The sequence below is a fragment of the Corynebacterium neomassiliense genome (assembly GCF_900626215.1).
Taxonomy (GTDB): Bacteria; Actinomycetota; Actinomycetes; order Mycobacteriales; family Mycobacteriaceae; genus Corynebacterium; species Corynebacterium neomassiliense.
The window spans coordinates 196,003-222,282 of record NZ_LR131107.1 but is presented as its reverse complement, the minus strand read 5'-3'; the positions used below and the strand labels follow the sequence as shown (position 1 = coordinate 222,282).

The 26,280-nt window shown below is 68.0% G+C and carries 21 protein-coding genes; 3 read left to right on the top strand and 18 right to left on the bottom strand.

Annotated elements, in window-relative coordinates; all coding sequences use genetic code 11:
* Positions 1-20: 20 nt before the first annotated feature.
* The 9 genes from E0E18_RS13315 to E0E18_RS13275 all read right to left on the bottom strand — a co-directional run bounded on the left by E0E18_RS13315 (position 21) and on the right by E0E18_RS13275 (position 12,530).
* Positions 21-755: an ABC transporter substrate-binding protein gene (locus E0E18_RS13315; RefSeq protein WP_237559845.1), complete on the bottom strand. Its 735-nt coding sequence runs from the start codon at positions 753-755 to the stop codon at positions 21-23.
* Positions 756-1,110: 355 nt separating this feature from the next.
* Positions 1,111-1,392 (bottom strand): 50S ribosomal protein L27, encoded by a 282-nt coding sequence (gene rpmA / locus E0E18_RS13310; RefSeq protein ID WP_130841774.1) that lies wholly within the window; start codon positions 1,390-1,392, stop codon positions 1,111-1,113.
* A gap of 57 nt (positions 1,393-1,449) precedes the next feature.
* On the bottom strand, positions 1,450-1,752 hold the full coding sequence (rplU, locus tag E0E18_RS13305; protein WP_066584831.1) for a 50S ribosomal protein L21: 303 nt from the start codon (positions 1,750-1,752) through the stop codon (positions 1,450-1,452).
* A 279-nt stretch (positions 1,753-2,031) separates the two neighbouring features.
* Positions 2,032-6,078 (bottom strand): translation initiation factor IF-2 N-terminal domain-containing protein, encoded by a 4,047-nt coding sequence (locus E0E18_RS13300; protein ID WP_130841890.1) that lies wholly within the window; start codon positions 6,076-6,078, stop codon positions 2,032-2,034.
* 572 nt (positions 6,079-6,650) lie between these two features.
* Positions 6,651-7,067: a nucleoside-diphosphate kinase gene (gene ndk, locus E0E18_RS13295; RefSeq protein ID WP_130841772.1), complete on the bottom strand. Its 417-nt coding sequence runs from the start codon at positions 7,065-7,067 to the stop codon at positions 6,651-6,653.
* A 73-nt stretch (positions 7,068-7,140) separates the two neighbouring features.
* Positions 7,141-7,599 carry a DUF4233 domain-containing protein gene (locus E0E18_RS13290; RefSeq protein ID WP_066584825.1) on the bottom strand — a complete coding sequence of 153 codons (459 nt, stop codon included), beginning with the start codon at positions 7,597-7,599 and terminating at the stop codon, positions 7,141-7,143.
* Position 7,600: 1 nt separating this feature from the next.
* Positions 7,601-8,182, bottom strand: coding sequence for an LOG family protein (locus E0E18_RS13285; RefSeq protein WP_130841770.1), 582 nt, complete (start codon positions 8,180-8,182; stop codon positions 7,601-7,603).
* Entirely contained in the window at positions 8,179-9,666 is a 1,488-nt protein-coding gene (gene folC / locus E0E18_RS13280; protein WP_419866067.1) for a bifunctional tetrahydrofolate synthase/dihydrofolate synthase, read from the bottom strand. The genes E0E18_RS13285 and folC overlap by 4 nt, the downstream gene beginning before the upstream one ends.
* A gap of 80 nt (positions 9,667-9,746) precedes the next feature.
* Positions 9,747-12,530: a valine--tRNA ligase gene (locus E0E18_RS13275; protein WP_130841766.1), complete on the bottom strand. Its 2,784-nt coding sequence runs from the start codon at positions 12,528-12,530 to the stop codon at positions 9,747-9,749.
* Between the two features lie 178 nt (positions 12,531-12,708).
* Here E0E18_RS13275 and E0E18_RS13270 point away from each other — a divergent pair, with 178 nt between their 5' ends.
* Positions 12,709-14,097 carry an NAD-dependent succinate-semialdehyde dehydrogenase gene (locus E0E18_RS13270; protein WP_066586105.1) on the top strand — a complete coding sequence of 463 codons (1,389 nt, stop codon included), beginning with the start codon at positions 12,709-12,711 and terminating at the stop codon, positions 14,095-14,097.
* 379 nt (positions 14,098-14,476) lie between these two features.
* On the top strand, positions 14,477-14,719 hold the full coding sequence (locus E0E18_RS13265; protein WP_130841764.1) for a hypothetical protein: 243 nt from the start codon (positions 14,477-14,479) through the stop codon (positions 14,717-14,719).
* 91 nt (positions 14,720-14,810) lie between these two features.
* Here E0E18_RS13265 and E0E18_RS13260 read toward each other — a convergent pair whose 3' ends face one another.
* The 5 genes from E0E18_RS13260 to E0E18_RS13240 are packed head-to-tail and all read right to left on the bottom strand — an operon-like array spanning position 14,811 to position 20,498.
* Positions 14,811-15,419, bottom strand: coding sequence for a metallophosphoesterase (locus E0E18_RS13260; RefSeq protein ID WP_130841762.1), 609 nt, complete (start codon positions 15,417-15,419; stop codon positions 14,811-14,813).
* A 31-nt stretch (positions 15,420-15,450) separates the two neighbouring features.
* Entirely contained in the window at positions 15,451-16,914 is a 1,464-nt protein-coding gene (lpdA, locus tag E0E18_RS13255; protein ID WP_237559838.1) for a dihydrolipoyl dehydrogenase, read from the bottom strand.
* 7 nt (positions 16,915-16,921) lie between these two features.
* The gene (locus tag E0E18_RS13250) at positions 16,922-18,481 is read right to left on the bottom strand and encodes a 2-oxo acid dehydrogenase subunit E2 (protein ID WP_130841759.1); all 1,560 of its coding nucleotides are present in this window, start codon (positions 18,479-18,481) and stop codon (positions 16,922-16,924) included.
* 1 nt (position 18,482) lies between these two features.
* Positions 18,483-19,499, bottom strand: a complete 1,017-nt coding sequence (locus E0E18_RS13245; protein ID WP_066584808.1) for an alpha-ketoacid dehydrogenase subunit beta — start codon at positions 19,497-19,499, stop codon at positions 18,483-18,485.
* Positions 19,500-19,535: 36 nt separating this feature from the next.
* Complete coding sequence (locus tag E0E18_RS13240) at positions 19,536-20,498, bottom strand: thiamine pyrophosphate-dependent dehydrogenase E1 component subunit alpha (RefSeq protein WP_272914267.1); 963 nt, start codon at positions 20,496-20,498, stop codon at positions 19,536-19,538.
* Between the two features lie 289 nt (positions 20,499-20,787).
* Here E0E18_RS13240 and E0E18_RS13235 point away from each other — a divergent pair, with 289 nt between their 5' ends.
* Positions 20,788-21,987, top strand: coding sequence for a GAF domain-containing protein (locus tag E0E18_RS13235; RefSeq protein WP_161972312.1), 1,200 nt, complete (start codon positions 20,788-20,790; stop codon positions 21,985-21,987).
* A gap of 12 nt (positions 21,988-21,999) precedes the next feature.
* Here the strand turns inward: E0E18_RS13235 and fni are convergent, their stop codons facing one another.
* Genes fni through mvk form a run of 4 tightly spaced genes read right to left on the bottom strand, consistent with a single transcriptional unit; the run spans position 22,000 to position 26,280 of the window.
* Positions 22,000-23,142, bottom strand: coding sequence for a type 2 isopentenyl-diphosphate Delta-isomerase (fni, locus tag E0E18_RS13230; protein WP_130841755.1), 1,143 nt, complete (start codon positions 23,140-23,142; stop codon positions 22,000-22,002).
* Entirely contained in the window at positions 23,142-24,254 is a 1,113-nt protein-coding gene (locus tag E0E18_RS13225; protein ID WP_130841753.1) for a phosphomevalonate kinase, read from the bottom strand. Before E0E18_RS13225 ends, fni begins: the two co-directional genes overlap by 1 nt.
* A complete protein-coding gene (mvaD, locus tag E0E18_RS13220; protein ID WP_237559837.1) occupies positions 24,254-25,324 on the bottom strand; it encodes a diphosphomevalonate decarboxylase in 1,071 nt (356 codons plus the stop codon). The genes E0E18_RS13225 and mvaD overlap by 1 nt, the downstream gene beginning before the upstream one ends.
* A complete protein-coding gene (mvk, locus tag E0E18_RS13215; protein ID WP_130841749.1) occupies positions 25,321-26,280 on the bottom strand; it encodes a mevalonate kinase in 960 nt (319 codons plus the stop codon). The genes mvaD and mvk overlap by 4 nt, the downstream gene beginning before the upstream one ends.

The following is a 26,280-nucleotide window of genomic DNA, read 5'->3' as shown; positions in this document are numbered from 1 at the left end:
CCCCGTGACCGTCAGCTGCCCTACTCCCCAATGATCCGCTTCAGGTCGTCGAGCACGCGTTCCGCCGCCACGAGAGATGCGTTGAGGAACCAGGGGTCGATGTCGACCTGGTGTGCGTCTCCGCGGCTGACGACGGACAGTGTCTTCCAGGACGCCGAGTCCACCACCTGCTCTGCTCCACCTTCGAAGGCGTAGAAGAGGTGGTCTGCCTCCAGCTGGTCGGTGTTCTCCAGGGAGAGGTCGTGGTTCGCGGTGTCGGTGAAGTCCTGGCCTGCGGGACGGGTGAATCCGGCGTCAGCGACGACACTTCCGGCCAGGGAGAGGGGACCTGTCAGGACGTACTCTGTGTTGCGTCCCCTGACCAGGGAGACACTGGGACTGTCGCCCCGGGAGGACGCCCAGGTGCGGGCCTGTTCCTCGTAGTCGGCGAGGAGCTGGTCCGACTTCTCGCGCAGTCCCAGAGCGTCGCCGACGATGCCGAGATCGTCCTTCCACTGTTCTGCGCCGCCGTTGGTGGTCACGACGGTGGCGATTCCCCTGAGCTGGTCGAGCTGCGCCTTCTCGGACCTGTTGTTGGAGAGGATCAGGTCGGGGTGGAGCTGGGCGATCTTCTCCAGGTCCGGGGACTGTCGTACCCCGACGATCTCGATGGAACTGAGGTCGAGGCTGTCACCGAACCGTTCGGTGATGTAGTCGGGGATGCCCCGGACATCGGTGCCCGTGGACTTTGCCACGGCGAGTCCGACGGGGACGATTCCGAGGACGAGGAGGTGGTCGAGGTGTCCGGTGGACAGTGCGACGACCCGTTGCGGCCTGGACGGGTCCCCGGTGGCAGGGGCTCCGGACGGGCCGGTGGAGGGGTGGTTTCCGTGGTGCTCGTAGTGTTGTCGGAGCCTGAACTGGTGCAGGCCGCGAGGGTGGCTGCGGCGAGGCCGACAGCTCCTCCCAGGAAGGCTCGTCTGGTCAGAGGTCGGTGACGGGTCGAGGGGGTCATGGGGGTGAAAGATACCATTGGCTTACCTCACCCGTTTCGGGGTGGGTGCGCAAACCCCCCGCCGGTCGGAACCGGCGGGGGTCTGGTCTGCTGCAGCGGTGACCGGGCGAGCCCGGTCAGACCTCGGCGGTCTCACTGTCGGCAGGAGCGTTCTCGACGATGTTCACCAGTCGACGGTTACGGCGGGTGCTGAACTTCACCGCACCTGCCTTGAGCGCGAACAGGGTGTCGTCGCCACCGCGGCCGACGTTCTCACCCGGGTGGAACGAGGTTCCGCGCTGACGGATCAGGATCTCGCCGGCCTTGACCTGCTGACCACCGAACCGCTTGACACCGAGCCGCTTGGACTCGGAATCGCGACCGTTGCTGGAGCTAGCAGCACCCTTCTTGTGTGCCATGTCTTTTCCCTCCTCGGAAAAGTTGTCCGCCGCGGCGTCGTCGCAGCGATCGGTGAATTACTTGATGCCCGTGACCTTGAGAACGGTCAGCTGCTGGCGGTGACCGAACCGGCGCTTGTAACCGGTCTTGTTCCGGAAGTGCATGCCGTTGATCTTCGGGCCCTTGGTCTGCTCGACGATCTCGGCGTTGACGGTCTTGCCCGCAAGGGCGTCACCGGAGGTGACGTCCGCGCCATCGACGAGGAGAACCGGGGTGAGAGCCACGGCAGCACCGGACTCACCCTCGATCTTCTCGACCTTGACGAGGTCACCTTCGGCAACCTTGTACTGCTTGCCGCCGGTCTTGACGATCGCGTACATGGAAGGGCTACCCCTTTGTTTCTCTACTCGGCTCAGGCTGCTCCCCCACCTCACCGGCAGGACCGGGGAGCTTCCGAGGAAACGGACTGACTGGACTTACTTGCTTTCACTGCGTCCGATGTCGTGCAGCGTCCACCGGTACCGGCGGAGCCGTGGACCGGAAGGTCATGCGCACCACAGAAGGCACACATGAACGACGTTCGAACAGCGACCGCTCAAGACTACCTGCCCGGACGGGGAAGGACAAAATCCTTTCGGTCCTCCCCGCCCGGGCGGGGGTCAGCGCCTGCCGGTGCGGACGACTCGCCGGCGTCCGCGGCGCGGGGCCCCGGAAGACACGGTGGAGGGCACGGCGGACGACGCCGTAGAAGTCACCGTGGCCGTGGACGAGGTTCCGGCCCCGGTGTTCTCTGTCGCCGTGTCCGCCGGCCCCGCCGGTCCCGCCGGTGCGGCAGAGCCCCCGACGAAGTCGGACTCGACCGGCGGAACATCGGACCGGGAGCGTCCCCGGGTCCGGCGCCTGCGCCTCGGGGAGGATTCGTACTCCGCCCGTGCCTCCTCATAGGTGCGGGTACCGCCGGCGGACGTACCTTCCGCCACCGGAGCTGCCGTGATCTGCGGTTCCGTGACTGCGGCAACCCGCTCGCGCGGTGACCTTGTCGCTGTCTGCGTGACGTTCCGTCCGGCAGCCGGACGGACCACGCGACGGACGCGACGGCGTCCACGACGGTCGGTACCGAGGCGAACCTCACCACCGTGGTGCTGTCCACCGTCTTCCGTGCCGTGTGCGTCAGTCGCCTTCCCAGTCACCGTGGCGGTCACCTGGTCGGACACGTAGTCTGCCCCGCTGGGTTCGTCCGGGTCCTCGGCACCTGCACGGGCGACCGCCTGCGCGGCGATCTCCGCCACCGACTGATCGGACCGGGCCGAGGCACCGGAGACGCGACGGTGAGGACGGTCGTCCTGGCCGGAGCGGTCCGCGCGCCGACGGTCGGAAGAACCACCACGGCCGTCACGAACGTCACCGCTGTCACGGACCGCTGCGCTGTCACGGATATCACGGTCGCCACGGATCACACGACGCACCACGCGGCGGCGTCCCCGGCGCGGGCTGTCGTCCCGGACCGGTGCACCGTCGGTGACAGCGTCACGTCCGGAGTCAGCGGAACCCTCAGGTGCCCTGTCACGGTCCCTGTGGTCCCGGTCCCTGTCACTGTGGTCGCGTGCCCCGGAGGTGGTCCCGGCGTCCCCGGAACGGTCGTTCTCAGCTTTCCGATGTCCGCCGGACTTCTTCTCCGGGTGCGACTGCCTGCGCTCTGACCTGTCCTGCCTGTGCTTCTCCTGCGAGTGCCTCTCCCTGCCGCGCCCTCCGGACCTGTCGCCGTCAGTGCCGTCAGCGGTGTCGCTGGAGTCACCGGAATCTACGGTGTCCCGGACCTCGGCCTGCTGTGCGCGGTCCTTCTCGTGCCGGCGGCGGACCTCCTGCAGTTCACGGGCCTGACGCTTCTCGGAACGGTGCCCGTGGTCACGTCGGTCCCCGTGGTTGTCCTCGTCCTCCGGGTTGTGCTCGACCGGGTCGGCGTGGATGATCACGCCGCGTCCCCCGCAGGTCGGGCACTCGGTGGAGAAAGTCTCCAGCAGACCGGTCCCCAGACGCTTGCGGGTCATCTGCACCAGGCCCAGACTGGTGACCTCGGACACCTTGTGCCGGGTCCTGTCGCGACCCAGGTATTCGGTGAGCCGACGCAACATGAGGTCACGGTTCTCCGGGAGGACCATGTCGATGAAGTCGACGACGATCATCCCTCCCATGTCCCGCAGACGCATCTGACGGACAATCTCCTCGGCCGCCTCAAGGTTCGTCAGCGTCACCGTCTCCTCGAGGTTCCCGCCGGAACCGACGAAACTGCCGGTGTTCACGTCGATGACGGTCATCGCCTCGGTGCGGTCGATGATCAGGTACCCGCCGGACGGCAGCCACACCTTCCGGCTCAGGGCCTTGGCGAGCTGTTCGTCGAGCTGACGGTCTTCGAAGACGTCACGGCCACCGTGGTCCTCAGGCCGGTAGCGCACGAGACGGGACTCGAGATCCGGCGCCATGCGGTGGACGTAGTCCCGGACGATCTCCCAGGACTTCTCACCGTCGACCACGAGTTCGTTGAAGTCCTCGTTGAATATGTCCCTGATGACCTTGACGAGCATATTCGGCTCTTCGTACATGGTCACCGGGTGTGATCCCTTACGCCCGCGGGCCTTCTCCTCGGCTTCACAGATGTCCAGCCAACGCTGGTGGAGCCGGTGGACGTCCTCAGCGATGAGTTCCTCGGACACTCCCTCGGCGGCGGTCCTGATGATGGTGCCGCCGTCGTCGGGGACGACGCGGTTGAGGATCCCCTTCAGCCGCTTACGCTCCGCTTCCGGAAGCTTGCGGGAGATCCCGTGGGTCCTGCCTCCCGGAATGTAGACCAGGTAGCGTCCCGCGAAGCTGAGTCGGTTGGTCAGCCGGGCACCTTTGTGCCCGAGCGGGTCCTTGATCACCTGGACGAGGATCTGGTCTCCGGCCCGCAGCGCCGCCTCGATGCGACGGGTGCGGGCGTGCAGGTGACTGGAACGCCAGTCAACTTCGCCGGCGTAGAGGACCGCGTTGCGCCCGGTTCCGATGTCGATGAACGCCGCCTCCATGCTGGACAGCACGTTCTGCACTCTGCCCAGGTAGATGTTCCCGATGATCGAGGACTGCGTTTCGCTGGTGACGACATGTTCGACGAGGATCCCGTCCTCGGTGATGCCGACCTGGGTGGTTGTGCCCGGGTGGTCACTGCGCTCGGAATCCCTGACGACCATGGCCCGGTCGACATTCTCCCGGCGGGCGAGGAACTCCGCCCTGGTGACGATCTTGTTCTTCTCGTGACCCTGTTCCTGCCGCCACCGACGCTTCGATTCGAGGCGGGTTGAGCCCTTGAGCTTCACCGGCTCGTCGATGAACTCCGATCCCTCGGTGAGGACCGGAAGACCGTCGGGGACGCCGGAGCGCTCCGTCACATCGGTGCGGTGTTCCGACGCCTGTGGACCGCCGGTTCCGGCGCTCTCCCGGTTCTCCCGGTGTTCGTTCTCCCGGTGTTCCCGGTTCTCACTGCTCTCCCTGACCTCGTGGCGGTCCTGGTCGCCACGACCGCGGCCACGACCACGGCGGCCACGACGACGGCTACGGCCGCCCGGCTGCTCGTCAGCGTGACCGCCGACGGCACCGGGGCCGTCTCCTTTGCCGGAGGGCGTGCCGTCCGAGGTGGCGGAGGCCTCCGCCCTGCCGGTGCTGCCCGCGTCTGCGGAGACAGCGTCGGACCGTTGGGCTGCTTTTCTGGCCCTGAGCAGTTCGGCGTCGGACGCCGCGGAGCGGGAGCCGACCCTGCGGACGATCCTGCGACGGACTCTACGGGGTGTGCCGGTCAGGGCGTCCCCGGATTCCGTCACCGGTTCCTGGGTGGCCGACTTCTCCGGTGCCCGGACGGACTCGGCGATCCGGTCGATGAGTGCGTCGACCGTGGCGTCACTGCCGCTGTCACCCTGCTGAGGTACCGCGTCGACCTGTCCTGCGGTCGGTTCCGTCGCCGGTTGTGCCGCCCCGGCCGGCGCAGTGGCGGAGGCTGATCCGGCGGAAGCAGTCCGTGACCTGCGGGAACGTCCGCTTCCCCGTCGGGACTTACTGTCTGTCGTCGGGGCGTCAACGGACTCCGCGGCGTCATCCGGCGTGGTGGTCCCCTCGCCGGAAGGTGTGCCCTGCTCTGCAGCGGACTTCCCGGAGGGATCTTTTCTGGTGGCAGCTTTTCTGGCGGGTGACTTCTTGGCGGACGGCTTTCCCGCGGACGCCCCGGCCGCACCCTTCTTCGTCAGCTTCCCATCCACCGGCTGGTCGTCGGCGACCTTGTCCACGGTCACGACGTCGCCGGACGTCGTCCCGGGAGTCCCGGCGGTCTCTGAGGTGTCGGTGGTCGCGGCGACATCCCCGGTGGACTGTGCCGTGTCGGCCTTCGACGCCGCAGTCTTCCTGGCGGTGGTCTTCTTGGCGGCCGCCTTCTTCGCGGTGGTCGCCTTCTTCGCGGTGGTCTTCTTTGCCGGAGACTTCTTCTTCGTCTCCGCCTTCTTCTGCGGCTCCGGCGGTGCTCCGTCCGCTGTGAGCCGCTCCAGCACCTCCGTCACCTGCGCCCTGGGCAGAGTGGAGGTCGCGCGCTTGCCCTCGATCCCCTGGGTGGCGAGTATCTGCACCATTTCGGCGCTGGGGACGCCGAGTGCCCTGGCCAGCGCGTGTACGCGGACCTTCTCCCCCATGTCTTCTGTTGTCGTCGCCGCGGCTGCTGCCGCGAGTTCCTGGCTGGTTTTAGCCACTGTTCTCCTTGTTCGGATGCGGTCACACCGCCGGCGGGCGCATCTCGCTGCCTCTCACCGGATACCGGCCCTCTGTGGGCCGTGGTGCCGCTCACTGTTGTTGAAAGATCTTCGAAGATATGCGCACAACGGGCCCGGGTTCTCTGTTTCATCACCCGGCCGGTGCAGCACGTCCGTGCTCATTGTGTCACATGAGGCCCGCCTGTGTCCCCGACGGCCACTGTGCGGGTTCCGGCGTGGGCCCATCATGACGGGCCGGGAATGCCCCGTCAGCCGTCGACGGACCGGTCACCGTGCGTACGCGGCGGGGCCCTGCAGGTGTCTCTCCGACGCAGCCCGCCCCGGGGCGTCCTCCACGGTGCCACCGCCCTGCGGTGCCCTTCGGGACCGGCGGCCACTGACCGGCGACTGGGTCCAGTCAGGGTCCACTGCCTGCACAAAGGCCACGTCACCGTCCGTCTGACCGTGGTCGTGACGGGCGGTGGCGTGGCACACCGCGGCAGGTCCGGTTCCGGCTACTTCGCGAGCTCGGGGAACCAGATGGCGATTTCGCGCTCGGCGGATTCCACGGAGTCCGAACCGTGGACGACGTTCTCACCGACGGAGAGAGCAAAATCACCGCGGATTGTGCCGGGGGTGGCCGCCGACACGGGGTCGGTCGCGCCGGCGATCTGACGCCATGCTTCGATGGCACGCTCGCCTTCGACGACGCCGGCGATCAGCGGCGACGCGGTGACAAATTCGACGAGTCCTTCGTAGAAGGGCTTGCCGACGTGCTCGGCGTAGTGCTTCTCGGCGGTGGCCCGGTCGGCCAGCCGCAGGGCGAGGGCGGCCAGGGGGAGGCCTTTCCGCTCGATCCGGGAGACGATCTCGCCGACGAGCCCGCGCTGGACCCCGTCGGGCTTGATGAGAATGAGAGTGCGTTCAGTCATGCCGGTCAGGGTACCGGACGGCATGACGGGGCCGGCACGCGGCGCCACCCAAACCGGACCAGGGCCGCGGAGATCAGAGTCCGGAGTCAGAGTTGTCCGGCTCCGTGTAATGCTGGGCGGGGAGGAGCCCCAGGTCCATTCTCTTCTTCAGACGGCCGCGGAGGTAGTAGGTGTACCACCAGGCTGCGATGAACAGGACTGCGACGATGAAGACGACGGGGTGCACCACCACCCCTCCGATGACGAGCAGGACCTGGAGCACGATGTTCATGCCGTCGGCCCAGGGCCGGAACTGGAGGAACGCGGCCACGGTCATGAGAACCGCGAGGATCCCGATGTATCCGAGGTTGAAGGCGGTGGCGTATTTTCCGTCCCACATCTTCCCGATGACGGGCAGGATGAGCATCACCGCCAGGGCCTCCATGATCATGATGCCGGCCATCATGCCCTTGAGCCCTTTGAAGGGGTCGGTCTGTGGTTTGTGCCCTTTTCCCAGCGGGCTGACTCCGGGGTTGTTGTTCCTGTCGCTCATGTCAGCTCCACTTTGCCGCAGCAGGGGTCCACACATCCAGTGCGGTCGGGATCATCTCCGGGTCGTTGACCCGGATGAGGTGGTCGCGGTGCACCGCGGAAAGGAACCCCCGGGACACCATGTGGTCGATCATGTCTGTCAGCGGCTGCCAGTAGTTGTCGACGTCGACGAGTGCGACGGGCCTGGAGTGGATGCCGAGGACCTGGGCGACCCACACCTCGAAGAATTCTTCGAGGGTCCCGATTCCTCCGGGCAGGACGATGTAGGCGTCCGCGATTTCAGCCATCCGCTCTTTGCGCCTGGTCATGGTGTCCACCACCTCAAGGTCGGTGAGCCCGGGGTGGCCGGTCTCCCCGTCCATCAGGTGTCGGGTGATCACACCGTGGACCGGCATGCCGGCGGCGAGGGCGGTGTCGGCGGCGACACCCATGAGCCCGACGGAGCCTCCGCCGTAGACGAGTTCGCAGCCGGCGTCGGCGAGAACCTCGACGGTGCGCACCGTGGTTTCACGGTAGGCCGGGGAATCGCCGGTGGCTGACCCCAGGTACAGGGCAACTCTTCTCACGGGTGCTGCGGCTGTCATGCGGGCTCCTTTCCGAACAGTGTGCGTGCCTCTCCTGCGGTGACGACTGAGCCGGTGACCAGGACTCCGGCGCCGGACACGGTTCCGCTGTCGAATCCGCCGTCGTCTTCGGCGAGCTGGACCGCCAGTTCCACTGCACCGGGCAGAGAGCCGGCGACGTGGACGCGTTCTTCCCCGAAGGCGTCACGGGCGTATTCGGCGAGGGTTTCCGCGTCGAGTGCCCGTGGCGAACTGTTGTGGGTGACCACCACTTCGTCGAGGACCGGTTCGAGTGCGGCGAGGATACCCCGGGCGTCCTTGTCGCCGAGAACGGCGAGGACGCCGATGAGCCGACGGAAGGCGAAGTCACGGTCCACGGCCTCCGCCAGTGCCTTCGCACCGTGGGGGTTGTGGGTGGCGTCGATGAAGATGCTGGGTGCGGAACGGACTCTTTCGAGACGTCCCGGCGACGTGACCTGTGCGAATCCGCGTCTGACGGTGTCGATGTCGAGACTGCGTCCGGCGCCGGCACCGAAGAACGCCTCTACCGCGGCGAGAGCCACGGAGGCGTTGCGCGCCTGGTAGGCACCGGAGAGGGGCAGGAAGATGTTGTCGTACACTCCGCCGAGGCCACGGATGGTCAGGGTCTGTCCGCCGACGGCGACACCGGATTCGACGACGCCGAACTCCAGTCCTTCGCGGGCGACGGAGGAGTCCACGGACACGGCCCTGTCGAGGATGACCTTCATCGCCTCCGGTTCCTGTTCGGCGACGATGGTGACATTGTCGGGTGGGCTGAGCAGGTCGTCGGCATTCCAGCGTGACTTGATGATCCCGGCTTTCTCGCCGGCGATCTCCGCGACAGTGTCGCCGAGGTAGTCGGTGTGGTCGAGGCCGACGGGGGTGATCACCGCGACGTCGGCGTCAATGACGTTGGTGGCGTCCCAGCGTCCTCCCATCCCCACTTCGACGACGGCGACGTCGACGGGGGCGTCCGCGAAAGCAGCGTAGGCCATGGCGACGAGGACCTCGAACTTGCTCATCCGGGGTCCTCCCCCGGCCTCGCTGGCGGCGTCGACCATGTCGACGTAGGGTTCGATCTCCCGCCATATGCGTACGTAGTCGGCCGGGTGCAGGGGCATGCCGTCGACGGCGATTCTTTCGGTGGCGATCTGCAGGTGCGGGCTGGTCGTCCGGCCTGTTCTGCGGTGGAAGGCGCGCAGGAGTGACTCGATCATCCTCACTGTGGAGGTTTTCCCGTTTGTCCCGGCGACGTGGATCGACTGGTAGTTCCGTTGCGGATTGCCGAGCAGGTCCATGAGCTGCCGGATCCGGTCGAGGGTGGGGTCGATGTGGGTTTCGTTCCACCTGTCGTTGAGTTCGGCCTCGACTTCGGCGAGTGCCTCCAGATCCTCCGGGGTGACCGGTCGGGTGACCGGTGCCTCGTCCTGCTGCGGCTGATTGAGGTCGATGGGCAGGTCCAGTCCGGTTTCGCTGATGTTCACCTCGCCGAATCCGCGTGCCTGCCCGGTGTCCCCGGTCCCGGTACCGTCAGCACCGTCGGTGGTGCTCCTGTCGTCCCTGCTCACTGCTTCTCCGGAAGTTCTGCGAGGCGGGCGGTGATCCGGTCGACTTCTTCGACGGCGATCTGCCGTCGTTCCCGGATCTTGGCGACGACCTGCTCGGGCGCCTTGGCGAGGAAGCCGTCGTTCCCGAGTTTCCTGTCTGCGCGGTCGAGCTCCTTGTGCGCTTCCGCCAGGTCTTTCTCCAGTCGTTTGCGCTCAGCGGCGACGTCCACCGTTCCTGAGGTGTCGAGTTCCACGGTCAGGGTGCTCTGTGACAGGCGCAGTTCCACTGAGGCGGTGGGGGTGAAGGTCTCGTCGGGGACGGTAACCTTGGCGATGGAACGCACAGCGTCCTCAAGTCCGGTGAGGTCCACGGCCGCCGCATCGAAGCGTGCCGGCACCTTCTGGGACGGTTTGACGCCCTGGTCCGCCCGGAACCTGCGGATCTCGGTGACGAGCTTGTCGACGTCGGCGATGCGGCGGGCGGCGTCGGTGTCTGCGGCCGCGCCCCCGTTGGTGTCCTGCGCCGTCGGCCAGGACGCCACGACCAGGCTCTCCGGGTAGCCCTCAGTTCCGCCGGTCAGTGCCTTCCACAGGGTCTCGGTGACGAAGGGCATTGCCGGGTGCAACAGCCGCAGGACCGTGTCCAGCACCCGTCCGAGGACCAGCCGGGTGTTCTCCCCGCGGATGTTCTCCTCCCCGGTGGCGGCGTCAGCGTCCCGTGGGATCTGCACCTTCGCGATCTCGAGGTACCAGTCGCAGAACTCGTTCCAGACGAAACGGTAGAGGGCCTCGTTGGCGACGGCGAACTCGTAGCGGTCGAGGCGGGTGTCGACGAGGACGCGCAGATCCTCCAGCTGGTCGAGGATCCACCGGTCGGCGTCCGTGAGATCTTCCCGGGCGGGGAACGTGTCCTCCTCACCGGTACCGAGGACGCGGGCACCGTTCATCAGCGCAAACTTCGTGGCGTTGAACAGCTTCGTGGCGAAGTTCCTGGAGGACTGTGCCGAATCCTCGCCGATGGGCAGGTCGGTGCCGGGGTTGGCGCCGCGGGCGAGGGTGAAACGCAGGGCGTCCGCACCGTAGTCGCGCACCCAGTCCATCGGGTCGATGCCGTTGCCCAGGGACTTCGACATCTTCCGGCCGTGTTCGTCACGGACGAGGCCGTGGAGGAAGACGTCCGTGAACGGCACCTGCGGACGGCCGTCCCGCTGCCCGGCGGTGGTGCCGGCCTCTCCCTCTCCCAGAGTGGACCCTGCGATGGTGTCCGCGAACGTGGCGAACATCATCATCCGTGCCACCCAGAAGAAGAGGATGTCGTAGCCGGTGACGAGGACGGATGTCGGGTAGAACTTCCGGAGTTCGGGTGTGTCATCCGGCCAGCCCATCGTGGAGAAGGGCCAGAGGGCCGAGCTGAACCAGGTGTCCAGCACGTCCTCCTCCCGGTGCCAGCCCTCACCGGTCGGCTTCGGGTCGTCGGGGCCGCAGCACACGATCTCACCGTCCGGCCCGTACCAGATCGGGATACGGTGACCCCACCACAACTGACGGGAGATACACCAGTCGTGCATGTCGTCGACCCAGTCGAACCAGCGCGGCTCCTGGCTGGCGGGGTGGATCACCGTGTCACCCTCACGCACGGCGTCCCCGGCCTTCTTCGCCAGTTCGTCGACCTTGACCCACCATTGTTCGGACAGGCGGGGTTCGATCGGTTCCTTCGAACGCTCGGAATGACCGACAGAGTGGACGTAGGGGTGGATGCGCTTGAGCACCCGGCCCTGCTCCTCCAGGGCGAGCCGGATCTGTTCGCGGGCCTCGAACCGGTCCATCCCGTCGAAGCGGGTGCCCGTGTTCGCGATGTGGCCGGTCTCGTCGATCACCTCGGGCATGTCGAGGTTGTGCCGCTGGCCCATGGCGAAGTCGTTCGGGTCGTGGGCGGGGGTGATCTTCACCATGCCGGTACCGAACTCCGGGTCGACGTAGTCGTCGGCGATGACGACCATCTGACGGTCCGGGAGGAACGGGTGGGGCAGGGTGGTACCGACGAGATCCCTGTACCGCCCGTCGTCGGGGTGGACGGCGACGGCGACGTCACCGAGCATCGTCTCGACACGGGTCGTCGCCACGTCGGCGTGCGGGCCCTCCCCGGTGACGTCACCGTAGCGCAGGGTCACCAGTTCACCGTCGTCGTCGGAGTAGACCACCTCGATGTCGGAGATCGCGGTGCGCAGCACCGGCGACCAGTTGACCATCCGCTTCGCCCGGTAGATCAGACCGCGGTCGAAAAGCTCCTTGAAGATCGTCTGGACCGCACGGGACAGGCCGTCGTCCAGGGTGAACCGTTCCCGGTCCCAGTCCACCGAGTCTCCGATGGCGCGCATCTGGTTCTGGATGACCCCGCCGTACCTCTTCTTCCACTCCCAGACCCGGTCGACGAACTCCTCACGGCCGTAGTCGAAACGGTCCCTGCCCTCGGTCTCCCTGAGCATCGCCTCCACCTTGGTCTGGGTGGCGATGCCGGCATGGTCTGACCCCGGCAGCCACAGGACCTCGTAGCCCTGCATGCGCTTACGGCGAGCCATGGCGTCCATCAGGGTGTGGTCGAGCGCGTGACCCATGTGCAGCTGGCCGGTGACGTTCGGCGGCGGCAGCACGATGGAGAACGGCTTCCTGTCACTGGTGGCGTCCGCGTGGAAGTAGCCGGCGTCAACCCACCCCTGGTAGAGGTCAGCTTCGACGTCGGCGGGGTTCCATTTCTTCGGCAGGCGGTCGGCGCGGTTCGCGGAGGAGCTCTGATCAGTCACGGTGAGACAGTCTAGTGCAGGCACGGACGCGGAAAGGTGACAGGTGGCAGGGCCTGCCACGGGGCCTGCCACAGGGCCGGTCACAGGGTCCGTCACAGGGCCGGTCACTGGGCCGGTCGCTGGGTCAGCCGGCGGGACCGTGGATGACGTGACCGGACATGTCACGTACAAAGGAGACATGAGTACCTTCCGCCTGAACAACCCGTCCACCGGATCCTCCGAAGACACGTTCACCAGGATCGACGACTCCGACCGTGACGCGATTCTCGACCGCGCCACCGACGCCTACCACCACTGGCGCACCACCACAGTTGACGAACGCGCGGGTGTTCTCGCCCGCACGGCAGACCTCTACGAGCAGCAGTCCGATGAACTCGCGTCCCACATCGGACGCGAGATGGGCAAACTGACCGCATGGGCACAGGCCGAGATCGGCATCGTCGTCGACATCTACCGGTACTACGCCGAACACGCCCATGAACTTCTCGCCGACCGTGAACTTCCCGCCCAGGGTGCCCTGCACACCTATGTACGTAAGGACCCGGTCGGCCCTCTGCTCGGCGTCATGCCGTGGAACTTCCCCTACTACCAGGTTGCCCGTTGGGCCGCACCGAACCTTCTGCTCGGCAACTCCCTGGTCCTCAAGCACGCCTCGATCTGTCCACTGTCCTCCCGGGCCTGCCAGGACCTGCTGAAGGAGGCGGGCCTGCCGGACGGCGTGTTCCAGAACATCTACGCCTCCGGCTCACAGGTTGACGCCTTCGTCGCCGACCCCCGCATCGCCGGGGTCTCCCTCACCGGTTCGGAACGGGCCGGAGCAGCGGTGGCGAGCACCGCCGGAGAGAACTACAAGAAGTCACTGCTGGAACTCGGCGGCAATGACCCGTTCATCATCCTGGGCGGACTGTCGGACAGGGACATGGACCGTGTCCTCGACCGGTACGTGAGCCTGCGGATGTACAACACCGGCCAGGCCTGCAATGCGCCGAAGCGGTTGATCGTCCTCGACGACGACTACGACCGTGTCGTGTCCGGACTGGAACAGCGAATCGGTGCGCTGCGACCCGGCGCCTGGGACGACCCGGACGCCGACGTGGGCCCGTTGTCCTCCGTCGGCGCACGGGACGAGATCGTGGAACGGCTGGAGAAGGCGTCCTCGGACGGGACCGCGACGGTGCGTGTCGGCGGCCACGCCCTGGACCGACCCGGCGCGTTCATGGAACCGACGCTGCTCACCGACGTCGATCCTTCTGCCGACGCCGGCTGCAACGAAATCTTCGGGCCGGTCGCCATCGTCTACCGTGCCGACGATGTCGAGGACGCCGTGCGGACAGCCAACAACTCCGACTACGGACTGTCCGGGTCGGTGTGGGGCACAGACCTGGAGCTGGCGGAGCAGACTGCCGCCCGACTGGAGGTCGGCATGTCCTTCGTCAACGAGGCGTCCGTCACCGCGGCGGGCCTGCCCTTCGGTGGTGTGGGACGCTCCGGTTACGGTCGTGAGCTGGCCGAATGGGGCGTCGGCGAGTTCTGCAACGACCACCTGGTGAGGGTCCGGTCCCTGTAGGGTTCCGCAGGGTCTCCGCAAGGGGGCGATTTCGGGAGGCCCACAGGGGGCGCGATGTCCGTGGGGGACGCGGCCGGTCGTCACAACCGACGTCAAGCCCCTGCCGTGTCCGGGAGAACCGGCGCTGTTTCTGACCGACCGTACCGCACAGTGCGGTAAGTCAGGATTCGGAAGAGACGAAACTGCTGCGACACCGGGTGACCGGGGTATACCCCCACTCCACCTCAGCGGCGATCGTATCGAGGTCGCCCGGATGCGTCGCGGACTGTCGAAAACCGAAGTTTCCCGACAGCCCGGAATCACCGCGCACACCTGGTCGCGGTAGGTGTCGGACGGCGCTCCTGGCCGCGTCGCCGTAGACCTGGGGACGGTTCTGCAGGTGCCCACCGGATTCTTCTCGGACACCCCACTTCCGAATCTCTCGGTGGATGACGTCAAATTCCGGGCAGGTCGGCGTGCCTCTGCAGTTCACCGACATGCCGCCGTCGCCGCGGAGAACGCCGAGTTCGAGGGACCGGTCAGTTTCGACCGCCTTGTCACGCTGACCGTCCGGCCCTTCGCCATAACCCGCTGCGGGGTGAGAAAGAAGCGGCAGATCGCCCGGCACCCGCGCCGATGCTGAAGCCACCCGCGCAGAAACCGAGGAGAGCACTTCCGCGCCCTGAACAGCACCCGGGACAGCCGATGACAGCTCGTCGATCGCCCGACTGTTGTCACCCCCGGAACCGCACCGCCTGCGTCACCAGTTCCTCCAGTTTCTCCGGGGACACCGGGGCCAGCCCCGTCACTTCAAGACTGAGGTTCACGTGTTTACGGGTCACCGGCACCGGGGAGTGCGTGTGCCCGTGGACAGTGCAGTCGAACCCTTCGCGCCCCGCCCACCGGGCCAGATCCGGGGTCTGGTGCGGGTCGGGCACCGAGTCCTTCCCCGAGGCCCGGGGGATGTGCGTCAACAGCACGGACCACCGCCCGATGCGGACCTGCAGGTCCGGGGCGATGACGTCGAAGACTTTCCGGTAGCGCGGCGTCCACTCTGCCACTGAATCCCACCCGAACATCGGGTGGACCCGGTCGTGGTTGCCGGGCACCAGCCACAGCGTGAGGTCCTTCTCCGCCTTCAGCGCGGAGAGCCGGTCGAGCGCGTAGGAGTCCTTCCGCACCGAGATGTCCCCCAGACAGACGAGGGTCGCTCCTGAAGGGACTGCCCGGAGATTATCGAGAATCACCCGGTCGTGGTCGTCCGTGTCAGCGAAGTCACGCAACCCGGCGACCAGCCGGTGGCCGAGGTGCAGGTCGGAGACGGTCCAGAAGGGATCAGTCATGACGCACAGCGTAGCCGGACGCCGGACGCACCTACTTCCGCGCCGGCGGCCAGTGGATCACACGGCCCAGCGCATCGAGCACGGACTCGTGCATCGCCTCCGACACCGTCGGGTGCGGGAAGATCACCTCCGCCAGGTCCTCAGCCGTGGCATGCAGCGAATGCGCGATGCCGAAGCCCTGCACCATCTCCGTGACATCGGGGCCCACCAGATGGGCTCCGAGCAGCTCGCCGCTCGTGGCGTCGAAGACGGTCTTGACGAAACCGGCCGGTTCGCCCAGCGCCAGCGCCTTACCGTTGCCCGCGAGACTGAACTTTCCGACGCGGACGCCACCCGCACCGACCCGTTCCCGGGCCTGCTTCTCCGTCAGCCCCACGCTGGCTACCTGCGGCCGACTGTAGGTGCAGCCGGGCACGAAGTCCCGGTCGAGCGGGGTCACACCGGACTCGCCCACGATGTGGTCGACGCACAGTACCGCCTCATGGCTCGCCTTGTGCGCCAGACACGGTCCACCGGCAAGGTCACCGATGGCGTACAGCCCGGCGACACCTGTGCGGCACCACTGGTCGGTGACCACGAACCCGCGGTCCAGGCGGGCGCCCAGATCCTCCAGGCCGAGGCCCGCGGAATTCGGTGTCACCCCGGTGGCGACCAGCACCCGCTCGGTGACGGCCGTGTGCTCCGTACCGTCGGACGCCGTGTACACGGTGGTCACCGCATCCGCGGACGCCCCGACCGACTTCACCGACACCGACGTCTGCACGTCGATGCCACGCGCGCGGAACTGCTTCGCCACGAAGTCGGAGACGTCGGCGTCCTCGGCGGGAAGGATCCCGGGCAGTGCCTCCAGCAGGGTCACCTCGGTGCCGAGGTCACGGTAGAGGCTGGCGAACTCCGCGCCGATCGCACCGGAACCGATGATCAGCAGGGACGCCGGGAGTGCCTCCGGGCGCAGTGCGTCCGTGGACGTCCACACCCGGTCACCGTCGGGTTCGACCCCCGGTATGGAGCGGGGACGCGCCCCGGTGGCGAGGATGATGTGGTCGGCGTGCAGCACCCGGGACGGGCCCTGCGGGTCACCGTTGCCGGTGGTGACGGCGACGCGCCCCTTGTCGGGCACGGTGGCCTCACCGACGACGATCTCCACACCGTTGGCGTCCAGCAGTCCGCGGATACCGCCGGTGAGCTGGCCGACGACCTGTCTGCTGTAGTCGACCAGGGTGGAGATGTCGAAGGACACTGCACCGACACTGAAACCCAGTGCCCCTGCCGTCGCGATCTCGTGGGCCACGTCGGCGCCGTGGAGCATGGCCTTGGTGGGGATACAGCCCCAGTTCGAGCACACACCACCGAGGTCACCGCGCTCGACCACCGCCACTTTCAGCCCGTGCTGAGCTGCGCGGATCGCGGCGACGTAGCCGCCCGGGCCCGCGCCGACGACGATGATGTCGAACTGGTCGGCCTGCTGCTGACGAGGAGTTCTCCTGTCCATCATCTCCCCCTCAGACCAGCATCTGTGCCGGCTGCTCGAGGATGCCCTTGAGCTCGCCGATAAAGGTCGCGGCCAGGGCACCGTCGATGACCCGGTGGTCGGCCGCCAGGCTCAGGGTCAGCACCGTGCGGGGCTCCACGGACCCGTCGTCGAGCACCACAGGCCTGCGCACCCCGGCACCGACGGCGAGGATCGCGGCCTGCGGCGGGTTGATGACGGCGTCGAACGAGGACACTCCGAACATGCCCAAGTTCGAGACGGTGAACGTGCCCCCCTGGAACTCGTCGGGCAGGAGGTTGCCGGCCTTCGCCCGGATCGCGAGGTCACGGATGTCCTCGGAGATCTGGGAGAGGGTCTTCCGGTCCGCTGCCCGGACGATGGGGGTGATCAGCCCGTCCGGGACGGACACGGCGACGGAGACGTCCGCGGACGGGAACCTGAGCACCGTCTGCGTCGCCTCGTCGAACTGCACGTTGACCTCGGGGACACGCAGCAGTGTCGTGGCGACGGCCTTGACGATGAGGTCGTTGACGGAGACCTTCACCGCCGGCACTGTCGCATTGATCTGCCTGCGCAGTGCCAGCAGCTCGTCGATCTGCACCTCCTGGTTGACCCGGAAGTGCGGTGATGTCTGGGCGGACTGCTGCAGCCTCGTGGCGATCGCCCGGCGCATGCCGGTGAACGGCACGGCCTCGGGAGTGTTCGCGACATCGCCCGTCAGGACCGCAGCTGCTCCGCCGGTGGTGCCCGGGGACGCCGCGGATCCGACCTGGGTGTCGGGCCGGTCGAGTCCGAAGCGGCGGGCCGCCTCCTCGACATCGGGCACGCACACCCGCCCGTTGCGGCCGGTCGCGCGGCAGTCGTGGAGGTTGACGCCGAGCTCTGCCGCCAGTCTGCGGGCCACCGGTGTGGCCTCCACCGCAGAATCGTCGGCGGTGGAACGCAGCGGCTTGGTGGACCGGGGTGCGGCGGTCTTCTCCGGGACGGCGCCACCGGCGGAGGTCACCGCGGTTTCGACGTCGGCGAGGCTGATGCGCCCGCCGCGGCCGGTGCCGGTGACCTTCCCCAGGTCGATACCGTGCTCGCGGGCGAACCCGAGGGCGTGGGGTGTGGCGAAGATGTCGTCGCCGGTGTCTCCGCGCAGCGACGCCGGGACGGACTGTGCGGCCGCCTGTGCTGCAGGCGGGGTCGCCGGCGCTGCCGGGGCAGACTCTGCGGCCGGCGTGGACGTGGCGTCCTCCCCGTCCGTGTCAGCGGAACCGTCGGCGTCCCCGGAACCTCCGGTGCGCTCGGCGATGTACGCGTCGATCTCGGAATCGTCGACGGAGGGGTCCGCGGCGACCCCGATGAGGGAGCCGACCGGCAGGACGTCGCCGCTGTGGGCGACGATGCGTCGCAGGACGCCGTCGAAGTTCGCCGCAAGGTCGTTCATGACCTTCGTGGACTCGATGCTGCACAGCAGGTCGCCCTCGGAGAAGGAGTCTCCCTCGGCGAGATACCACTCGTCGATGGTGCCCTCGTCCATCGTCATGCCCCATTTCGGGACCTCGATGGGTCTGATGGAGCTCATGTCACACCTCCATGACTTTGCGCACGGCATCCTCGATACGTCCGGCGCTGGGGACCCAGGCCTGTTCCAGCGGGGTGGAGAACGGGACCGGGGAATGCGGCGGGACGATCAGCTGCACCGGGGCCTTGAGGGAGTCGAAGGCCCGGGTCGCGATCAGGGCGGTGACGTCGTGGCCGAAGCCGCACCGTGCCGCGGACTCGTCGACGACGACGGCCCTGCCGGTGGAGGCCACGGACTCGAGAATGCCCTCCTCGTCCAGCGGGCTGGTGGTGCGGGGGTCGACCACCTCGACGGAGATGCCCTCCCCGGCGAGCTTGTCGGCGACAGTGTTGGCGGTGTTGACGAGGTTGCCGAGGGCGACGACGGTCACGTCCGTGCCCTGACGGGTGTAGTTCGCCACACCCAGGGGGATCGTGTACGGATCGTCCGGTACCTCGGTCTTCAGGTCGTACATCGCCTTGTGCTCACAGAAGATCACCGGATCGTCGTCCCGGATGGACTGCAGCAGCAGTCCCCGGGCGTCATAGGCGTTGGAGGGCACGACGACCTTCACACCGGGGGTCGAGGTGAACAGGTGGTAGGGCGAGTTCGAGTGCTGGGCCGCTGCGCCGACGCCCGCACCGATGATGCCCCTGACCACCAGCGGGGTCGTGGCCTTGCCGCCGAACATGTAGCGGAACTTGGCGGCCTGGTTGTAGATCATGTCGTAGGCCACGCCGAAGAAGTCCATGAACATCAGCTCGGCGACCGGGCGCAGCCCGGTGGTCGCGGCACCGGCCGCCATGCCGAGGATCGCGGATTCGGTGATCGGGGTGTCGATCACCCGGTCATCACCGAATTCGGTCCACAGTCCTCTTGTCACTCCGAAGACACCGCCGAAAGCTTCGACGGTGGTGTCCGGGTTCGTACCGCCCTTGCCACCCCGCAGATCCTCGCCGATGAGGACGACATGGTCGTCCTCGCGCATCGCGTCTGCCATCGCCATACGGATGGCGTCGCGGAAACTTTTCTTGCTCATCGCTGTTCTTCCTCAGGTTCTCTGATCGGGGGGCGGTCAGTACGACAGGTAGACGTCACGGTCCACGTCGGCGGGGTCCGGCCAGGCGGCGGCACGGGCGTAGGCCACGGCCTCGTCGACCTCCTTGACGGACGCGGCGTCGATGGCGTCCAGTTCAGCCGGGTCGATCTGTCCGGCGGTGTTCTCCCTGAACCTCAGCAGCGGATCAAGGGATGCGCGGTACTCCTTGAGCTGTTCCGGGGTGCGGTAGAGCGCCGGGTCTCCCTCGAAGTGCCCGTAGAAGCGTTTCGCGGACGCCTCGATCACGGAGGGGCCTCCTCCGGAGCGGGCACGTCCGACAGCTTCGGCAGCTGCCTCGCGCACGGCGAAGTAGTCGGTACCGTCGACCTTCACGGCCGGCATGCCGAAAGCCTTCGCACGGCCGGCGATGTCATGGGATCCGACGGCGAAGTCGGCTCCGGTCGCCTCACCCATGCCGTTGTTCTCGAAGACGAAGACCACGGGAAGCTGGAGGACGACGGCCATGTTCATGGCCTCGAAGACCAGTCCCTGGTTCGAACCTCCGTCGCCGGTGAACGGGACGGCGACTCCGCCGTTGCCGAGGGTCTTGGCGGTCAGTGCGGCACCGGTGGCCAGGGGCGGGCCACCGCCGACGATGCCGTTTGCGCCGAGCATGCCGACCGACAGGTTCGCGATGTGCATGGATCCGCCCTTGCCGTGGCAGAGGCCTTCGGCACGGCCGAAGATCTCGCACATCATCTCGCGGATCCCGCAGCCCTTGGCCAGGCAGTGGCCGTGGCCCCGGTGGGTGGAGGCGATGTAGTCGGTGGACCGGAGTTCGTCACAGACTCCGACCGCGATGGCCTCCTGTCCTGCGTAGAGGTGGATGAACCCGGGGATGTCCCCGGTCTCGTTCTCGACGTGCAGGCGCTCCTCGAAGGCGCGGATGTCACTCATCCGACGGTAAGCGCCGAGCAGCTCCTCGTCTGACAGTGACAGCGTGCCACGCTTCTTGGCTTTGCTCCGCCCCTTCGGGGCGCTGGTGGTCGGGCTCATGGTGTCCGATGTCCCTTCGCGTTGCGGTTCGCACCCGGACCTCTCCCGGGGGCTCACCTCCGACGCTAGCCACCTGCCGCCCACAGACAGGGGTGTCTTTCCCCGGCAAACACACAAAACCGGACATACGCTGCACGGTCCGTACCCCTGCAACGTTGTGCAACCACCCCTGTACGGAGGTGACCTTCCGCCACTGCTGGTAACTATCGGTGACGAAGGTAACATCAGGACCATGCGATCCTTCGAGGCAGCATTCGACGGTGGAGACAGCTCACCGGAGTACCTGTCGTTGCTCGAGTCGATCCACGCCGACTTCACCGCGGGTCGACGGCCGGTCGCACGTCCCCGCCGCGTCATCGAGGATTCCTGGCAGCGGAGCCTGAGGTCAGGCCTGCACCCTGACATCGATGAACTTCCCTCCCCCTGGCCCTCACCGACCGGGGACACCGACCACGGTCCCACCGCGGAGGCGGCGACACTGATGTCCCTGCTACCGCTCCTTCAACGTCAGCTCGACACACTGCTCGCCGACGACCACACACTCCTGGTGCTGGCGGACGCCTCCGCCCGCGTCGTGTGGAGAGGAGGCAGCCGGTCCATGCGCCGGCTGGCGGACAGTCTGCACTTCGCCCCCGGCAGTGACTGGTCCGAGAAGACGGTCGGCACCAACGGCATCGGCACCACCCTGACCTCGTCCACCCCGGTCCATGTGCACGGTCCCGAACACTTCTGCCTCAACCAGCACCCCTGGAGCTGCGCGGGAGCGCCCGTCACCGACCCACGGAGCAGGCGCGTCATCGGCGTCATCGACCTGTCCTACCGCACCGCGGACGCGCACTCCAGTGCCATCGTCGTGGCCACCAGCCTGGCCCGGCAGGCCGAACTGGAGCTGCGCGAGATACACCGGCAGAGTCTCGCCGACCTCGCGGCCACGGCAGCGGCACGTTCCGTCACCTCCGGAGCGTGGGTCGCCGTCGACCGGTGGGGATGGGTTGCGGCGGCGAAGGGGTTCACCCTGCCCCACAGGATCACACTGCCGGAGAAGATCAACGGACCGTTGGTCATCGACCGGGTCGGTGCGGTGGAACCTGTGCCGGTCACCGGAGGATGGCTGCTCGTGCCCTGCACCGGAAGCTCCGCGGGCAGGTCCGAGGTCGAGGTGACACTGCGCGGATCCCGGTGCGAGGTCCTCGTGGGGGTCCCCGACGGAACCTGGTCGCACACCCTGACCGGACGCCGTGCCGCCGTCATCTCCGCGCTCGCCGGGCGACCCGACGGGCTCAGCGCCCGCGAACTCGCCCTGGAGGTCTACGGGGACGAGGGCAGCAGGATCGCCGTACGCACCGTGGTGCACCGGATCCGGCAGGAGATCTCCGGGCTCGTCGACACCCGCCCGTACCGCCTCGCCGACACCGTCACGGTCCGTCGGTGAGCGGCGCCGGCGTCACCTGCGTGCGAGGCTCTGAAGATCCACCCCACGCAACCGGGCGAACTCCGCGGTCCGCCCCACCACCAGCACACCGGCACGCCCGAGATCGGTGACAGTCCCCGCCCCGAGCAGCGTCATCAGGGTCCGGACCTGAGACTTCCACGCCTCGATCTCGGTGACCAGGGCGTCCAGCCCGGAGCTCACCAGCACGTGGAGGAAATGCCCGGACACCCCCACCGCCGACGCACCCAGCGCCAGTGCCCTCACCACGTCCAGCGGCGTGGACACCCCGCCGGACGCCAGCAGCCGGACCGGATCTCCGGGTGATCCGGCAGCCACGTCCGAGGCCTTCAGGTCCAGCAGACACTCCGCCGCCGTCTGCCCCCACCCCGACAGATAGGCGTACTCCTGCTTCTTCCGACGCCGGTTCTCGATGTCGATGAAGTTCGTGCCTCCCCTGCCGCTGACGTCCACGGTCGTGACTCCCCGCGCCACGACCTGTTCCACCGCCTCGGTGCCCAGCCCGAAACCGACCTCCTTGACCACGACAGGTACACCGGCACCGGCGGCGATCTCCTCCACCCGGTCCAGCCAGCCGCGGAAATCCCGGTCACCCTCGGGCATGACCAGTTCCTGCGCCGGGTTGACGTGGATCTGAAGGGCGTCGGCGTCCAGCAGGGCGACCGCGTCGCGGGCCTGCTGCACAGTCATCTCGGGGCTGACGTTGGCGAAGAGGAAGGCGTCCGGCGCATTCTCGCGAACCACCCGGAACGAATGTGCCAGCGACGGGTCCTTCAGTGCCGGGCTGGCCGACCCCGTCGCCATCGCCACGCCGGTGGCCGCCGCAGCCCGGGCGAGGTCGGCGTTGATCAGTGCCGTCTTCTCCGACCCCCCGGTCATCGCGTTGATGTAGAAGGGTGTTCCCCAGGTCCGGCCACACACCGTCGTCTCCGTCGACACCTCGTCGAAGGCCACTGACGGGAAGGACCGGTGCAGGAAACGGATGTCGTCCCACACACCGTCACCGGGGGCCGCCCCGGGCCGGGAACGCAGTTCCTCGGCCAGGCGGACGTGCTCGTCCTTCCGGTTGGCCGCACCGGCAGCAGGGCCCGCGACGGCGGGGACTGGCCCGGGGCCACGGTCGTGTTCGGTTCCCATCAGTCATCCTCTCCGTCAGGCAGATGCTGGTGCAGACTCAGCAGACGGATGTCCGCCCTCTCCCACACCGCCAACAGTCCGTCAATGTCGGCGTCCCTGCTGATCAGCACAATTCCGCAGTCCCCGCCGCCGGCACCTGAGGTCTTCGCCGCCCCGCCGTGGGCCTCGGCGGACTCTATGAGCCGTCGCAGTGTCGGTGTCTCGATGGTCGTCCCGGTGTGCTCACCCAGGGAACGCAGCAGCGCCCGGTTACGCCTGATCCCGGCGAAGACCCCGGCGGTGTCGTCCGCGTCGAGTGCGGCGACGAAGTCCCCGACACATTCACGGGATTCCGCGAGGAATGTCGAGTAGTCCCACGCGGCGTCCACCGCCTTGTTGGACTGTACGTCACCGACCAGCCGCGACGTCGAGGCCGGGGAACCGGTCCATCCGACCAGCAGCCGGAGGTGCTCCGGGGGTGACACCCGGCGCACCGACAGTCCCGGCCACTGCGCCTTCACCAGTTCCAGCAGAGGACGCCGACCCCGCTGCTGCCGGGTCCATTCCCTGTCGAAGGAGGTGTAGGCGATCCACCCGCCGAACATGCTCGCGGCGACGTCACCACCCGACCCGGAACGCTGCACCTCGGTGCTGGCGAGCAGGGCGAGTTTCAGCTGCTCCATCCTGGACAGCTTCAGCCCGTAGTGCGCGCACAGGGCACGCACGGTCGCCACGGTCACCGCGGCGGAGGACCCCAGGCCGAACTTCCTGCCCGAATCATCGTCGAGTTCACTGGTGATGTCGAGGTCGAACACCTGCAGCGGCACCCCGGACGCCACCGCCGCCTCCTCGACGGTGCGCACCGCCGCCAGGACGAAACTGAACTGGTCCTGGTCAGGTTCGATGAGCATGTCACTGCCCTGCCGGTACCACTCCAGCCGGCTGCCGGCGTTCTGGTCCGTGGTGATGTGACCGGTGTCGGAGACCGCGGGGGTGACCCTGACCGTGATGTACCGGTCGACGGCGACGAGGACCGCCGGATACCCGGGTTCCACCACCGCGTACTCGCCGGCGATATACAGCTTCCCCGGCGCCTTCACCTCGGTCACCGACGACGGTGCCACGGCATCCATCAGGCGTCCTCCTCTGTCGTCACTCTGCTGATCTCCAGCCCCGGACCCGACCGTGCCACCACCGTACGCAGGCCGGGGACATCCCGGGCGAGCAGTTCACGCAGCCGGGCATCCACCTCCCCCGCACGGTCGGCACTGGTGAGCACCTTCACATTCGGCCCGGCGTCCATCGTCGCCCACGCCGGCAGTCCCTCCCGGCGCGCGGTTCGTACCGCGGCGAGGGCCGCCCGGCTCTGGCCGGTGACGTACTCCACCGGCGGGACCGCCGCGCGCATGGTCCCGTGCATCCCCGCGGCGTTCTCCTCCGCGACCGCACCCAGCATGCCGAGGTCGCCCGCCTCGACCGCTGCGAGAGCGGTCGCCAGATGGCCGGCGTGGGCCTCCACCCACGGCCGGTACTCCGGGGAGGTCTGCACGGTCCGCAGCATCCCCTCCCTGCTGGAGACGGTCTTCGGCCCGGACTCGAGGACCAGCACGACCATCGCGAGACGGTCGGCGAGGCCGGTCGGGTCCGGGACAGGTTCGGCGTAGGAACTCTCGTCGTCGGTACCGGCGTGCCACATCGCCAGTCCGCCGAACACGGACCGGGACGCCGACCCCGATCCCCGACGGGACAGCCGGGACAGTTCCCGGGCGGACAGGTCCAGGCCGGCCGCGGCCGGGGCAGCCCCCGCCAGGGCGGCGAAACCTGAGGCGGAACTGGCCAGCCCCGCCGCGGTGGGCACCGTGTTCGTCGAGGTCACCTCCGCGAACATGTCGGTACCGGCTCGGCTGCGGACCAGGTCGAGCAGTGTCACGATGCGGTCCAGGGCCTTTCCGGTCACCTCCTCGCCGTCGAGGGTCGCGGTGTCGGCGCCGGCGCGTGTCACCGAGCGGGTGCCGAAACGTACCGTCGTCGTGGTGTAGAGGGAGTCGAGGGTCAGGGACAGGCTCGAGGTGACGGGGATGATGAGGTCGTCGTCAGCCTTGCCCCAGTACTTGATCAGGGCGATGTTCGCGTGTGCGGTCGCGGTGGCGGCGTGTCCCGTCGGAAACGGCACCGGGGGCTCTCCGGCGGGGGCGTCAGTCACCGGGCGACCTCCCCCGCCATCTGGCCCGGTTCCGGGGCGTGGACCCATGTGGCCGACGCGCCGGCGCCGCGCATGGCCTCCTCGATACGCACGGCGTCCTTCTGGGAGGACGCCAGTGCGATGACGCATCCTCCGCGCCCGCCGCCGGTGAGTTTCGCACCCAGGGCCCCGGCGCGCACAGCGGCGGCGACAAGGGTGTCGAGCTGTTCATTGCTCACACCGAGTCCGGCGAGGAGCCGGTGGGCCTCCGTGGCGCGGCGTCCCACCGCCGCGGCGTCGCGGGCGCGCAGCGCGGTGACGACCTCACCGGTGATCTCGCCGAGGCGGTCGAGGGCCGCGGGGGGCGCCGCACGGTCGGGGTCGTACCGGGGGCGCACGTGGGCGACAGTTTCGCGGGTGCTGCCCTCGACACCGGAGTCGGCGATGATGATCCAGGCGTCCGGGACCACGTCGAGGGCGGTGACGACGCCCGCCTGGAAGTGCACCGGGGCGTCCGCCGAGGTCGCCACCGCGTCAAGACCCGAGGGGCGGCCGTGGGCGACTGTCTCGGCCTCCTGGGTGAGGGAGAAGATCTCCTCCCTGGTGGCGGGGGTGTCGAAGGCGTCGAGGACGGCGCGGATGACCGCCCCGGCGGCCGCGGCGGAGGAACCGAGGCCCCTCTCGGGCGGGAACTCGGCGTCGGTGGAGATGTTGAGACCGGCGTCCGGGTGGCCGGCGAAGGACGCCGCGACCGAAGCCGCTCTGGCGATGCTGGCGAACCGGGCGGGTGCCTGCGCCAGCGGGCCTGACCATCCCAGCCCGGTCAGTGTGCTCGGCCCGTCCGTGGGCACGGCCCGGGCCGTCATCCGCAGTGTCGGCAGCGGCATGGCGATGGCGGGATGCCCGTACACCACGGAGTGCTCCCCGAACAGGATGATCTTGGCCACAGTCTGGCCGACTCCGACATGAGGTTCCAC